The sequence below is a fragment of the Streptomyces sp. NPDC028298 genome (genome assembly GCF_055565895.1).
The window spans coordinates 305,037-318,600 of record NZ_JBVHTL010000007.1 but is presented as its reverse complement, the minus strand read 5'-3'; the positions used below and the strand labels follow the sequence as shown (position 1 = coordinate 318,600).

Below are 13,564 nucleotides of genomic sequence, written 5' to 3'. Positions count from 1 at the left end.
GCGCGGCGTCTCGACGTCGACGCGGGGGAGTGGCACGGCGGCCCGGGAGGCGTGCCCTACCCCCGGCGACAGAGGGAAGCCGACACGGGAGTCTCAGTCACCCAGGCCGGCATGGCCGGTGTTCGGCTTCAGTGACGTGATCAAGAGCGAAAGGACGCCTGTAACGGCCAGGCTCCCTATCACGACCAGGCCCACGCCGACGGCGAAGAGCCCGCTGCTGTCGTCCGACCAGTCGAGCCAGGCCGCGACGGCCAGTCCGGCGGTGGTGCCGACCACCGCGGCCGACACGTACGCGCGGGAAGCGGCCCAGTACACGGGCACCAGGAGGGTCAGCACCAGCCCGATGACCTGCCAGGCCTCGTAGGGGCCGGTCGTCGAGCCGTCGGCGTGCACGTCGCGCTGCTGGTCCCAGCCCAGCCAGCCGGCCCATGCCGCCGTCGCCAGCCCGGCCAGCACGAGCGCCGCCAGGGTCCCGGGGATACGATTCCGCGCTCCTCTGTTCATGGCCCCAGCCTTGTCGATCCACCTGAACACGCATCAGGGTCCGGATACTCATCTCCACCCGAGTAGAAACGCCGACCGGTACTTACGAGGAGCGCGGGGTCACAGGGCTGACGGACCCGGCGCCTCGGCGGCGGGCCCCTCGACGAGATCCGGCAGCAGCCCGCGCAGCGCCTCGCGCTGGGCGGGCCCCATGAAGCGACCGAGCGCGTCGGTGACCGTCTCGGCGAGCGAACCGGAAGCTTCCTGCAGGAGGCTGCGCGCCTGCTCGGTGAGCGCGACCTGGACCCCGCGCTTGTCGCCGCACACCGACTGACGGGTGACCAGGCCGGAATGCTGGAGACAGGCGATCTGGTACGTGAGCCGGGTCTTGGGCCGGCCCAGGAGCTCCGCGACCTGGGTCATGCGCAGACCCTCCTCGGGCTGCGCGGCGAGCAGGCACAGGATCAGGAACTCGTCGTGAGAGACGCCGAGCCTCTCCTTCACGACGGCACGCAGCCGCTGCTCCACGGCGCCCGTGGCCGCCAGCAGCAGCATCCAGGCGTGCAGCTCGGCGGGCAGCAGGCCGCCCCCCTGAGCGGACGGGCAGCCGGGCGGGCCCGCAGGGTCCTTGTCGAGGTCGGCCATGGGATCGAGTGTACCTGTTGTCCAATTTTGAAGGACGAAGGTTGTCCAAATTTGAATGATGGGCTAGCGTCGCTCATACAAATTTGGACAACCCATTCGAGAGGGGCAGTCATGACCGCCGTCGTGAAAACCGGACTCTGGCAGCTCGACACCACCGCCTCCACCGTCGCCATACGCCACAAGACGATGTGGGGCCTGGTCACCGTCAAGGGCACCTTCGGCGTGGTCGGCGGCCAGGGCGAGGTCCGGCCCGACGGGTCCGCCGTCGGCACCCTGACCCTCGACGCCGCGTCGCTGGACACCGCGAGCGCCAAGCGCGACGAACACCTCCGGTCGGCCGACTTCTTCGATGTCGAACACCACCCCGAGATCACCATCGCGGTCCGCAGCGACGAACCCCGCGACGGCGACACGGTGCGGTTCGAGGGGGAGTTGACCGTTCGAGGCATCAGCAGGCCGCAGTCCTTCACCGCCCGCGTGGCCGGGGCGAGCGCCGGCGAGGTCACGCTGGAAACCGAGTTCACCGTGGACCGGGAGTCGTTCGGCATCGGATGGAACCAGTTGGGCATGATGCGGGGCCTGGCCACGGCCACGGCGAGCCTGCGTTTCGTCCGCGTCGACGCCTGATGCTGAACGCCTAATGCTGAACGCGTGACGCGTGACGCGTGACGCGTGACGCGTGACGCTTGACGTGATGCCTGATGGCTGACGGCCCGGCAGGGCTGATTCTCGCGCGCGCACGCTGATCGCGTCGGGTGAGGGCCGCTCAGGCCGAGCCGTGGACCGGGCTTCGGTGTGAACCGGATGCCGGGCCGAGGGGCAAGGTCGCGTGCACGGTCTTCCCGCCGAGCGCGGGGACTGTCTTGATTTTTCCTCCGAGGCCCTCGATGAGGAGGAGCCCGAAGCCGCCGCGCTCTCCCGGGGTACCGGATCGGTCCAGAAGCATCTCGCCGTGGTCGGCGACGGCGACGTCCAGACGGCCTCCGTGCCAGGTGAGCTGGAGGGTGCAGGGCTCGTGCGTGTGCCGGACGGCGTTGGTGACCAGTTCGGACACGACGAGCACCGCATTGCCCATGCGGGAGGCCGGAACCCCTCGCGCGGCCAGCCATCGGGCGGTGATCTGCCGCGCCACCCGCGGGGTGTGCAGTCCGTAGGGCAGGGCGACGGTCAGCTGATGGCCCGTAACAAGGCTGTGGTTGACGTCGGTTGGGGGTGCCGGAGCCGGCGTGGTGACGGTCATGGCCGGTGCCTCCTCTCTGGAGGGGCGTGTTGTGGCTCTGTCGGTGATCCGGAGCCGTGGCCCTCCTGGATGGCGAGAAAAACGTGTGAAAAGTAAACATTGCTGTCTAAATCATCTTTCTTCCTCCTCAAGTCATCCGGCGGTGCTGTCGCTTCGAATGCCCTGTGACACACGAGGCGATGGATCATCGCCTTTCCTTCGGAGGAGGATTCTCGATGAGAGCACTCACTCACGTTCAGCGCCTGATGGCCGGAGCCGCGGCGACCGGTCTGCTGGCGGGCGGTGCGGCACTGGGCATGGCGGGAACCGCGTCGGCGGCACCCGTTTCCGCGCCGGCCGTCACGGCCGGACAGCACAGTGATCATGGCGGACACCAGTGGCACAAGGGCCACTGGGAGAAGAAGTGGGTCAAGGGCCACTGGGAGAAGAAGTGGACCAACCACATGTCGTGGCACAACGGCTACCGCGACCACCACGGCACCTGGCACCACAGCTACTGGGACCACGGCTACAAGTGGGTCTACGTTCCCGGCCACTGGGACTGGTTCTGGAGTGATGGCTACTGGGACTGACCTCTGTCCTTGAGCTTCCCCTGTCACCCGCCGGATTTCGCTGACGGCGGGTGACAGGCTTGAGGTCGTCGCCGCCGAACAAGCCGGCCTCGGGCGGACGGGGCTTCTCTCCCGTCTGGACACCACGTTCGACTCCTGACGCGGTGTCGGCCACCGCCCGAACCTCTCCTGGTGTCACGTGGTGATGAGGAGCAGTTCGGCGTTGCGGTCGCCTGGTGTGCCCGCCCACCCCGCGTGGACTCCGCCCGCCATGCCTTCGGCGAGCCCGGGGGCGTTGTACGCGAGTTCCCGGTAGAGGGAGGCCAGACCGGTCGCCGAGAGGTCGGAGAAGTCGGGGGAGGTGCGGTGCGGGGCGGCGGACTCGATGAGCGTGGTGAACAGGGAGACTGTGCCGTCGCCGTTGTCGGTGAGTTCCAGTACGCGTGCGTGGTGCGGGTAGTCCACGTGGGAGGCCGTGTTGACCTCCCAGAAGGAACGGGCAGGCACGGGATGCGCGTGCGGGGTGACGCGGTTGACGTGGCTGTGACCGTTGATCCACGCCAGGACGTTCGGGAAGCGGGAGAGCAGGGCGATGACCTCGGCGCCGTCGTGCCGGGGTTCGTCGCTGCGGGCGGCGTCCGGGCGGCGGGTCATGCTCGGACTGTGGTGGTGGCTGAACACCAGGATGTGGGCGTCGTCGGCACCGGGACGGCGGACGAGGCGACCGTCGGCGTCGTAGGAACGTGAACTGTGTGCGGCCAGGGTCCGCTCCAGCCAGCGCAGTTGCCGGGTGCCGAGCGATCCCTCGTAATGGCCGCTTCGGTACGTGGTGTCGATGCTGATGCCGACGACGTTCTCGGCGATCCGGAACGTGTAGTAGAGGCGGTCGTCGTCCAGATGGTCCGGTGTGAAGCCGTGGCCGAGGGGGCCCGGGCCGGTGTGCGACGGGTCGAGGTGGGCGGTCAGGTAGTCGCGCGGTGTGCACAGCCGACGACGCTCGTCAGGCGTGACCTGCCGTGCGTCCGCCGCGTGCCGGCGCAGGATCGCGGTGAGTACCTCGCTCTTCGGGTCGTCGCCCGACCGCAGCGCCTTCGCGTAGGCCGCGGCGTCCGTGTCGGACACCGAGAGCAGCTTGCGGGAGCCGGTCGCGATGTCTCCGAGTGCCGGTGAGAGGCATCCGCCGGGCAGCGCGTCGTGATTGCCGGCCGTCGAGTACCAGGGGATACGCAGCCCGGGGCTGGTCACCGGCCGGGTCGCCGCGGTGAGGAAGCCGGGGATCGACGGCAGTCCGCGCCGCTTGTCCAGGTCACGCAGCGAGGCGTCCTCCGGGTGCCAGTAGAGGGGCAGGCCGGAGTTCTGGACGCCTTCGTACGCTGTCGGGTCACCGGTCGTGGGCGTGATCCGGCCGCCGTTCATCAGCGTGAGGAACCACTCCAGCTCGATCGCCGCGTTGTTGTCGAGGTTGTCCCCGGTCGTCATCACGAACGCGGGCGGCAGTCCGGAGTGAGGGCCCGCGTGCAGAGCGTTCACCTGCCGTACGAGCGCCACCGCGCCCGCCGACGTCAGCGCCTCCTGCGCGCGCCAGGCGCTGTCGGACCTCGCCCGCAGGAACTCGGTCCGCAGCGGGTTCTGCACGTCGGTGAGGTGCAGGTCGGTGAACTGGACGAAGCAGGCCAGCGGAGTACGCCGGTCGGCCCGCCCGGGACGGGCGGGGGTCAGTTCCTCGCGTACGACGAGCGGCCAGCCGGGGCCGGACACCAGCCGCCGGTAGCCGCCCGTGCGGGCAGGTCCGGCGAGGCGAGCCGTCGTCTCCAGCGTGGTGAACGCGGCGGGCTGCGGAGCCGGCGTCGGCAGGGCGGCATGGGCGGGCCGAGGAGCGGACGGCTGGACCCGCTGCCGGGGCAGCACGACACCCGCCACCGCGGCCGCGCCCACCGCGAGAGCGGCGCCCGACCCCAGAAGCAGACGGCGGCGGTCGATCGTGGACGCGGGTTCGGTTCCGGCCATGGGAAGCCCTCCGGAGTCGCCGAGTGACACTGAACGGAACCACTCATTCAGGTCCTGCGAGCCCGGCGCATGGCGCGACCGTGAACGGTACGTGATGGCTGGACGAAGCCGACGCCTTGGGCGATGACGGCGGTGACGCGCTCGTTATCGTGCGGGCAGGTCGGGCGAGCCGAACACAGTGGTCCACCGGCGGGCGAGGACCGCGTTCTCCTGGGGTGTCAGGAACTCGGGCGCTCCGAGTGCCAGCGCGGCCGCGTACGCCGCGCCGAAGGCCCGCAGCCAGGCCGGGTCGCTGAGCACCTCGACGTCGTCTTCCTCGTCCCGGCCGAACAAGTGCGGGCCCACCCGGTGAGCGGCCTCCATGACTGCGTCGTCGAGAGCCGTGAGGGCACATCCGACCGGAGAGCCGGTGCGGCTGTCCCGCGACCAGCGAGCCCACAGCGTTCGTGTCAGAGGCCCCTCGTCTTCGTCCGGCAGCGCGGCAAGGGCATCGGCCTGGGCGGCGGTCAGCGCCCGCGTCCGGGTGATCACCCATTCCACGACGTCCCCGTGAGGACCGGCGACCAGCCATGCGGGCACCTGCTCCACCACCGTGAAGGCCCGGCAGCGCACCCACCTGTGGAGCGGTGTCGGCCGCACCGGTTCGAGATCGGCCACGCGCCACAGGCTGGACGGCCACACCAGGACATCAGTGGCGATCTCGTCCACCACCAGCCCGTCGCCGCCGACCGACTGCCGGTCCACCCGTCGCCCCGTACGGCGCGCACGAGCAGCCGACAGTTTGTCGGGAGCGAAAGCTACGCGCGCCCCGGGAGCCGGCTCCGGCTCACCGTAGAAGGACTCGGCGTCGTACAAGGCGAAGAACGGCACGCGGCCACAGTAGGCACCCCGACACAGCGGCCGCCTCCGATTTACCAAGCGCCGAGCCGGAGCCGCCGGGCATGCTCCGCCCCGGACCAGGATCGCGCTCCTGCACCGGTACCGCTAAGGGCCGAAGGAAGCGGCGTTGCGTCGCGTCTCCGTGAGGTGCACGTCGATGCACCGCGTGAGAGCGAGCGCGTCCTGCGGCTCATCGGCCTGGAACGTGAGGCGGCGCAGCAGGCTGACCTCGTCGAGCGCTACGCCCTCGCGGGCCAGGACGAAGAGGAGGGCGAGGAAGGCGGACCGGGCGTTGCCGTCGTCGAAGGGATGGAAGAAGCACACGTCGAGATAGGCGCGTGCGGCCCGGGCGGTGAGGGGGATGGGCCGCTCGGCGGTGTGCGCGCTCTCGGCCAGACACGCGTCGAGGCGGGCTCGGGTGTCCGGGCCGATGCCGTACCGTTCCCGGCCCCTCTTGGCGAAGGCGGGCAGGTCGCGGAACGCCGGCGGCTGACGTGTGCCCAGGACGTGCTGCTGCCAGTGGCGGAGCCGCTCGAAGTCGAGGCCGGCGCCGCGCACCGCGTCGGCCCGCACCAGTTCCAGGGCGGTCAGCAGGCCTTGTGCGCGGGCGGGATCCAAGGCGCCGTCGAAGGCGCGTATGTCCTCCGCCGCGCCGTCGCGCGGCGGGACCACCGGTTCCTCCCGGCCGTCTTCGGGAACCTCCGGCCAGGGAACGCTCTCGCGCACCGTGAGCCAGCGCTCGAGGTGGTCCGGCGCCTGCCCGGTGGATCCTGCGGCGTCGTCCGGCCGCACCGACAGCGCGAGGCGCTCCGCGACATCCTCGACCAGCTCCGGGTCAGGGCCCGTCCAGCTCGCGAACCGTCCGCCGATCGCCTCGTCGACCAGATCCTGTGCCGGGCCGGGAGCGACACCCCACCGGCTGAGGAACCAGGTGAGCACTTGACCGCAGTGTCCGTGCCAGCCGCTGCCGCAGCCGGTCCGGTCGGTCACCTGCAGGATCAGGTTCCGGGCGGCACGTTCCCACAAGATCCGCTGATCCTCGACCTCGGCCAGGTCCAACGGGTACGCGTCGAACCACCCGGCGAGGCTCTCCAGCCACTCGCGCCACTCGCACAGCGCGGCGACGACACGGGCGACCGTCTCCTCGGGTGTGGTGATCGAGTCCCTCGGGCAGCACCAGTTCCCGATCGGTCCTCCGTCGAAGTCGCCTTCGTCGTGCGCCCAGCGCCAGCCCGCGGTCCAGCGGCCGTAGTGTTCGGCGAGGGCGTGTGACATGGCGTCTGCCCAGGGCCCTCCCTCGTCCGAGCTCCAGGCATGCATCGCCGGATCGCCCAAAGGGATGTCGGGACGGCTGGGTACCCTCCGCGCAGGTCCGAGGGCCCGCACCACGTGCGGCGCCGCCTCCCTGTCGAAGGGATGGCGAACGGGATCCACATCGCCCCAGGTCAGAAGACGGGGGGCCGGCTCGACAATCACCGGGCAAGCCTGTCACGTCCACCCGGCTGTGGTTCAAGGGGATGACCGGGGCGGTTGACCGCTCGGTCGACGGTGGCGCGTTTCCTACGAATCGGTTTCGATTCCGGCCGGTGATGGGGCACTGTACGCAGTCGGGCAATCATGTGAACATGCGCCGGCCGCTCCACCCCCGTACCCCCGAGTGGTTCACGGCCGACGATTCGACCCTGAACGTCGCGCTCGTGTACCCGATGCAAGGTCCTGCCGGCATCTTCGGTCCTGCCTGCGAGGCGTGCGCGCGGCTGGCCGCCGAAGAGATCAACGAGGGCGGCGGCGTGCTCGGCAGGGAGCTCCGGCTGCTGGAGGTCGACGGCGGAGCCGAACCGGAGAAGGTCGCCGAGGAGGTCGAGGCCCTGGTGGCGACCGGCGCGGTCCACGGGGTGACCGGCTGGCACATCTCCTCGGTCCGGCAGGCGCTCGCGCCACGCATCGCGCACCGGGTGCCCTATGTGTACACCGCCCTCTACGAAGGCGGGGAGCGCACGGACGGTGTCTTCATGACCAGCGAGACGCCGGACTGGCAACTGCAGCCCGCCATGCGGCTGCTCGCCGAGACGCGGCGGTTACGCAGGTGGTTCGTCGTCGGCAACAACTACGTCTGGCCCCGGCGCACCGCCCGCGCCGCCCGCCGCTACGCCCGGGCGCTGCGGGGTGGACGGGTCTGCGGCGAGGCGTATCTCCCGCTGGGCACCGAGGACTTCACCGATGTGCTGCGGCGCATCGAGCACACGGATGCGGACGGTGTGCTGATGCTGCTCGTCGGCAGCGACGCGGTCCGCTTCAACCGGGCCTTCGCCGCCTCGGGCCTCGACCAGCGGTGTCTGCGGCTGAGCACGCTGATGGACGAGAACATGCTGATGGCCAGTGGCCCGGAGGCGACCGGCGACCTGTTCAGCACGGCCGGTTACTTCGCCTCGCTGGCCAATCAGGACACCTTGGACTTCCACGGTCGGTACGCCGCCCGCTTCGGCTTCGAGGCACCGGCCCCCGGCAGTCTCGGCGAGTCGTGCTACGAGGGGGTGCTGCTGCTCGCCTCGCTCGTCGAGCGGGCTCGCACCCTGGACGTCTCGGCGATCTCGGCCGCCGCCGAGACCGTCTCCTACGAGGGTCCGCGCGGCCTGCTCCACCTTCATGACCGGCACGTACGCCAGCGCATCTACCTGGCGGAGGCGGCCGGCCCCGACTTCAACGTGCTGGCCCAACTGCCTTCCCCGTACGATCTGTCGTGACGCGTGCCGGGTCGGCGGTGAGCCGTCCTTCCAGGGCCTCGGCAAGCCGTGCGAGCAGGTCGTCCAGCTCCTCGCCCGCGAGCAGAGGCTCCAAGTCCCGCCAGTCGGCGCGCACTTCACGCGCCAGCAACTGCCAGCGCTGCTTGCCCCGTGGGGTGAGCTGGGCCAGGACGCGGCGCCGGTCGGCCGGGTCGACACGACGGTAGACCAGGTTCTGGTCGACGAGCTGGTCCATCAGTTTGGTGAGGCTCGGCGCCGGCAGGAAGGCGTGGTCGGCGAGGGCCGTCATGTTGTGGCCCTGCCCGTCGGAGAGCAGGTCGAGCACCCGCCACGCCTCCACGGAGCACTCGAACTCGTCGAGGACGGACTGCACTCGGCGCACGGCGAGACGTTCGGCCCGCGTGAGCAGGCGGAGCAGGTCCTGGGGCCGTCTCGCCATGGTGCTCCTCCACTCGTGCTCGCCGACCGGTGCCTGAGCCTACCGCCGATCACCGGGCTCTTGAAAAGGGGAATCAGAATAACTGACCCTTTCCATGGGAAGCATTGATCGCCGTTTCTGTGAAGTCCTCGACCGGACGTATTCGGAAGCGTCTTCTTCGATTTTGGCCGACCAGGTTACTTTCACTGGAAACTGTTCTTCAATTGCTCCGAAACGCGGTTGAAACAGTTTCCCAACAGGCTGTGGTCGCACTTCAGCGACCAGCCCGGACACCACCCCGGAACGGCTGGGGAACCTGCGCGTCGACACCGCCGCCTCTGAAGCGCTTTCCCCTCATCCCCTCCCCAGAGCCTTTCCGCTCTCTTCGTATCGCCCTTCGGGGCAAGGAGGTTGTGCATGTCCGGGTTCAGCATCAGCCGACGCGGTCTCCTCGCCGGAATGTCGGCCGCCGGCGCAGCCGCCGCCCTCAGCGCGTGCGGCGCCAAGACGGGCGACACCACGTCCACCGGCTCCGGCGCCAAGGCCGACACCTCCGGTGACACAGTCAAGGTAGGTCTGCTGAACTCGCTCTCGGGCACGATGGCGATCAGTGAAGTCACCGTCCACAACGCGTTGTTGCTCGCGGTGAAGGAGATCAACGCCGCCGGTGGCGTGCTGGGCAAGAAGCTCGAGCCCGTCAGCCAGGACGGCGCCTCCGACTGGCCCACCTTCGCCGAGAAGGCGGAGACCCTCATCAAGGACGACAAGGTCGTCGCCACCTTCGGCTGTTGGACCTCGGCCAGCCGAAAGGCCGTCAAGCCGGTCTTCGAGCGGTACAAGTCGCTGCTGTTCTACCCCGTGCAGTACGAAGGCCTGGAGCAGTCGCCGTACATCTTCTACATCGGCGCGACCACCAACCAGCAGATCGTGCCCGCTCTGGACTACCTCAAGAAGCAGGGGCTGACCAAGCTCTACCTGGTCGGCAGCGACTACGTCTTCCCGCGCACCGCCAACAAGATCATCAAGGCGTACGCGAAGGCCAACGGCATGGAGGTCGTCGGCGAGGACTACGCCCCCCTCGGCTCCACGGAGTTCGGCACCATCGTCAACAAGGTCAAGGACGCCGGAGCGGACGCCGTGTTCAACACCCTCAACGGTGACTCCAACGTGGCCTTCTTCAAGGAGTACAAGTCCGCGGGCCTGACCGCGAAGAGCCTGCCGGTGCTCTCGGTCTCCATCGCCGAGGAGGAGGTCAAGAGCATCGGCACCCAGTACCTGGACGGCCAGTTCACCGCCTGGAACTACTACGAGACCACCCCGGGCGCGGCCAACACGAAGTTCGTGGCCGCGTACCAGGCGGCGTACGGCAAGGGCAAGCCGACCTCCGACCCGATGGAGGCCGCCTACATCTCCGTGTACCTGTGGAAGGAGATGGTCGAGAAGGCCGGGTCCTTCGACGTGGCGAAGGTGAAGGCCGCCTCCGACGGCATCGAACTCGACGCCCCCGAGGGCAAGGTGACCGTGGACGGCGCCACCCAGCACGTCTACAAGACCGCCCGGATCGGCAAGGTCGGCTCCGACGGTCTGATCACCGAGGTGTGGAACTCCGGCAAGCCGGTCAAGCCGGACCCGTACCTCAAGGGCTACTCCTGGGCCTCCGGACTCTCCTGACCACCGCCCCCGCCCGGCACCGGACCCGGCCCGCTCCCAGGGCCGGGCCACGCCCCTGGCACACGCGTACGCCCGCACCCCTGCCCCCGACCCGGAGCCGACCCATGACGGTCATCCTCAACCAGTCCCTCACCGGCATCAGCATCGGTGCCGTCCTGCTGCTCATCGCCCTCGGTCTGACCCTGACCTTCGGCCAGATGGGCGTGATCAACATGGCGCACGGCGAGTTCATCATGGCCGGCGCCTACACCACGTACGTGCTGCAGAAGTCCATCAGCAGCGCGGGCGTCTCGCTGCTCGTCGCCCTGCCGATCGCCTTCCTGGTCGCCGGAGCCATGGGCGCCCTGCTGGAATGGCTGCTCATCCGCCGCCTCTACACGCGACCCCTGGACACGCTCCTCGTGACCTGGGGCGTCTCGCTGATGCTCCAGCAGCTCGCCCGCGACATCTTCGGCGCCCCCAATGCGCAGACCGCCGCGCCCGACGTCCTCACCGGCAACATCGCGCTGGGCGGCGGCATCACCTTCGCCAACAACCGCCTGTTCATCCTCGGCCTGGCCCTGCTGAGCGTCCTCGCCCTCACCCTCATCCTGAAACTCACGCCACTGGGCCGCCGTATCCGCGCCGTCGTCCAGAACCGCGACCTCGCCGAGGTCTCCGGGATCGCCACCGGGCAGGTCGACCGCATCACCTTCTTCATCGGCTCGGGCCTCGCGGGCGTCGCCGGCGTCGCCCTCACCCTCGTCGGCCCGATCGGCCCGACCATGGGCACCAACTACATCGTCGACGCCTTCCTGGTCGTCGTCGTGGGCGGCATCGGACAGCTCAAGGGCAGCGTCATCACCGCCTTCGCGCTGGGCATCCTCCAATCGGTCCTCGAATACTCGACGACGGTCAGCGTCGCCAAGGTCGTCGTGCTCGTCGCGATCGTCGCCTTCCTCCAGTGGCGACCCCAGGGCCTGTACACCCTGCGCACCCGGAGCCTGGCATGACGACGACGACCACTCCCACGTCCGCCGTGTCGACGCCGTCGCCGACGCCCCTGCTGCAGCGGTTCCGGGTCCCCGCCGGATTCGTTCTCGGCGCCGCGCTCCTCCTCGGCGTCGCCCCCGTCGTCCTCTCCGACTTCCGCCTCAACCTCCTCGCCAAATACCTGTGTTACGCGATCGTCGCGGTCGGCGTCAGCCTCGCCTGGGGCCGCGGCGGGCTCATGGTGCTCGGCCAGGGCGTCTTCTTCGGCCTCGGCGGCTACGCCATGGCCATGCACCTCAAGCTCACCGACGCGGCCGCCACCGGCGAGACCCTGCCCGACTTCATGCAGCTCTACGGAACCGGCGACACCCTGCCCTGGTGGTGGAAGCCGTTCGCCGATCCGCCGTTCGCGCTCGCCATGACGGTGCTGCTGCCGATGGCGGTCGCCGCGCTGCTCGGCTTCTTCGTCTTCCGCCGCCGGGTGAAAGGCGCCTACTTCGCGATCCTCAGCCAGGCACTGGCCGCCGCCCTGTCCATCTGGCTGATCGGCCAGCAGGCCACCACCGGCGGCACCAACGGCCTCACCGACATCCACGGCTTCCTCGGCTACTCCCTCGACGACCCCGTCAACCAGCGGATGGTGTACTTCATCATCGCCGCCGTTCTGCTGCTCCTGATGGTCGGCGCCCGCCAGTTGTTCGTCAGCCGGTTCGGTGAACTCCTCGTCGCCGCACGGGACTCCGAGGAGCGGGTGCGCTTCCTCGGCTACAACCCGGCCAACGTCAAGCTCGTCGCGTACGTCCTCGCGGCCGGCATGGCGGGCCTGGCCGGCGCCCTCTTCGTCCCGGCGGTCGGGATCATCTCCCCGGCACTGATCGGGATCGTGCCCTCCATCGGCTTCGTCATCGGCGCCGCGGTCGGCGGCCGGGCCTCGCTCGTGGGCGCGGTGCTCGGCGCGATCGCGGTGGCCTGGGCACAGAGCACGCTGTCCGACGCCTTCCCCGCCGCGTGGACGTACCTCCAAGGCCTGCTGTTCGTGGTGGCGGTCGGCTTCCTGCCCGGCGGCCTGGCCTCGCTCGGCGTCGTCCTGCGCAGGCGCCGCAACGCTTCCGCCACCGCAACCGCTACGCGTACGACGGGAGAGAGGGCATGAGCGGCGAGGGACTGACCGTCCGCGACCTGCGCGTCACCTTCGACGGCTTCACGGCCGTCGACGGCGTCGACCTGGACATCCACCCGGGCGACCTGCGCTTCCTCATCGGCCCCAACGGCGCCGGCAAGACCACCCTGGTCGACGCCGTCACCGGCCTGGTGAAGGCGACGGGCTCGGTGCGCTTCGGCGACCAGGACCTGCTGGGCAGGCCCGTCCACAAGATCGCCCGCATGGGCATCGGGCGTACGTTCCAGACGGCCACGGTCTTCGAGGAACTGACCGTCCTGCAGAACCTCGACATCGCGTCGGGCGCCGGACGGGGCCCGTGGACGATGCTCCGGCGCCGCAAGGACATCCCCGAGCCGGTCGCCAACGCCCTGGAGACCACCGGACTGACCCACCTGCGCGACCGCCCCGCCGGCGTCCTGGCCCACGGGCAGAAACAGTGGCTGGAGATCGGCATGCTCCTCGTCCAGGACGTGAGGCTGCTGCTGCTCGACGAGCCGGTCGCGGGCATGAGCCACGACGAGCGCGAGGCCACCGGCGCGCTGCTCCGGCGCATCAGCGCGGACCGCACGGTCGTCGTCATCGAGCACGACATGGACTTCATGCGCTCCTTCGCCCGCAGCGTCAGCGTCCTGCACGCCGGCAAGGTCCTCAGCGAGGGCACCGTCGCCGAGGTCCAGGCCGACACCAAGGTCCAGGAGGTCTACCTCGGCCGCACCGCCGAACGCGAACCCAAGTCCGAGCCCGAGCCCGCTCCCGCCACTCCCGTGGCCGTCGCCGAGGAGGCGTGAGTCA

Annotated in this window: 14 protein-coding genes; 7 read left to right on the top strand and 7 right to left on the bottom strand. The window is 69.7% G+C overall.

The window, feature by feature from the left end; translation table 11 throughout:
• Positions 1-93 precede the first annotated feature (93 nt).
• Together ACZ4TO_RS29760 and ACZ4TO_RS29755 are read right to left on the bottom strand one after the other, a co-directional pair.
• Complete coding sequence (locus tag ACZ4TO_RS29760) at positions 94-504, bottom strand: hypothetical protein (protein WP_468025760.1); 411 nt, start codon at positions 502-504, stop codon at positions 94-96.
• Positions 505-603: 99 nt separating this feature from the next.
• On the bottom strand, positions 604-1,128 hold the full coding sequence (locus ACZ4TO_RS29755; protein ID WP_468025759.1) for a MarR family winged helix-turn-helix transcriptional regulator: 525 nt from the start codon (positions 1,126-1,128) through the stop codon (positions 604-606).
• Positions 1,129-1,239: 111 nt separating this feature from the next.
• On the opposite strand from ACZ4TO_RS29755, the gene ACZ4TO_RS29750 reads away from it, so the two are divergent.
• Complete coding sequence (locus ACZ4TO_RS29750) at positions 1,240-1,755, top strand: YceI family protein (protein WP_468025758.1); 516 nt, start codon at positions 1,240-1,242, stop codon at positions 1,753-1,755.
• 139 nt (positions 1,756-1,894) lie between these two features.
• Here the strand turns inward: ACZ4TO_RS29750 and ACZ4TO_RS29745 are convergent, their stop codons facing one another.
• Positions 1,895-2,368, bottom strand: a complete 474-nt coding sequence (locus tag ACZ4TO_RS29745) for an ATP-binding protein (protein WP_468025757.1) — start codon at positions 2,366-2,368, stop codon at positions 1,895-1,897.
• 215 nt (positions 2,369-2,583) lie between these two features.
• Between ACZ4TO_RS29745 and ACZ4TO_RS29740 the strand changes: the two genes are divergently transcribed.
• Positions 2,584-2,940, top strand: coding sequence for a hypothetical protein (locus ACZ4TO_RS29740; protein ID WP_382785449.1), 357 nt, complete (start codon positions 2,584-2,586; stop codon positions 2,938-2,940).
• Between the two features lie 174 nt (positions 2,941-3,114).
• Here the strand turns inward: ACZ4TO_RS29740 and ACZ4TO_RS29735 are convergent, their stop codons facing one another.
• The 3 genes from ACZ4TO_RS29735 to ACZ4TO_RS29725 form a co-directional block, all read right to left on the bottom strand.
• Entirely contained in the window at positions 3,115-4,926 is a 1,812-nt protein-coding gene (locus ACZ4TO_RS29735) for a TIGR03767 family metallophosphoesterase (protein WP_468025756.1), read from the bottom strand.
• Positions 4,927-5,070: 144 nt separating this feature from the next.
• Entirely contained in the window at positions 5,071-5,796 is a 726-nt protein-coding gene (locus ACZ4TO_RS29730; protein ID WP_468025755.1) for a hypothetical protein, read from the bottom strand.
• Between the two features lie 114 nt (positions 5,797-5,910).
• Positions 5,911-7,239 carry a Fic family protein gene (locus tag ACZ4TO_RS29725; RefSeq protein WP_468025886.1) on the bottom strand — a complete coding sequence of 443 codons (1,329 nt, stop codon included), beginning with the start codon at positions 7,237-7,239 and terminating at the stop codon, positions 5,911-5,913.
• A gap of 191 nt (positions 7,240-7,430) precedes the next feature.
• Between ACZ4TO_RS29725 and ACZ4TO_RS29720 the strand changes: the two genes are divergently transcribed.
• Positions 7,431-8,549, top strand: coding sequence for a substrate-binding domain-containing protein (locus ACZ4TO_RS29720; protein ID WP_468025754.1), 1,119 nt, complete (start codon positions 7,431-7,433; stop codon positions 8,547-8,549).
• Here the strand turns inward: ACZ4TO_RS29720 and ACZ4TO_RS29715 are convergent.
• Positions 8,506-8,988, bottom strand: a complete 483-nt coding sequence (locus ACZ4TO_RS29715; protein ID WP_468025753.1) for a MarR family winged helix-turn-helix transcriptional regulator — start codon at positions 8,986-8,988, stop codon at positions 8,506-8,508. The genes ACZ4TO_RS29720 and ACZ4TO_RS29715 overlap by 44 nt on opposite strands.
• Positions 8,989-9,384: 396 nt before the next feature.
• On the opposite strand from ACZ4TO_RS29715, the gene urtA reads away from it, so the two are divergent.
• The 4 genes from urtA to urtD all read left to right on the top strand — a co-directional run bounded on the left by urtA (position 9,385) and on the right by urtD (position 13,560).
• A complete protein-coding gene (gene urtA, locus ACZ4TO_RS29710; RefSeq protein WP_468025752.1) occupies positions 9,385-10,638 on the top strand; it encodes an urea ABC transporter substrate-binding protein in 1,254 nt (417 codons plus the stop codon).
• A 104-nt stretch (positions 10,639-10,742) separates the two neighbouring features.
• Entirely contained in the window at positions 10,743-11,630 is an 888-nt protein-coding gene (gene urtB, locus ACZ4TO_RS29705; RefSeq protein ID WP_468025751.1) for an urea ABC transporter permease subunit UrtB, read from the top strand.
• Positions 11,627-12,763, top strand: a complete 1,137-nt coding sequence (gene urtC / locus ACZ4TO_RS29700; RefSeq protein ID WP_468025750.1) for an urea ABC transporter permease subunit UrtC — start codon at positions 11,627-11,629, stop codon at positions 12,761-12,763. Before urtB ends, urtC begins: the two co-directional genes overlap by 4 nt.
• Positions 12,760-13,560 (top strand): urea ABC transporter ATP-binding protein UrtD, encoded by an 801-nt coding sequence (gene urtD, locus ACZ4TO_RS29695; protein WP_468025749.1) that lies wholly within the window; start codon positions 12,760-12,762, stop codon positions 13,558-13,560. The genes urtC and urtD overlap by 4 nt, the downstream gene beginning before the upstream one ends.
• Positions 13,561-13,564 lie beyond the last annotated feature (4 nt).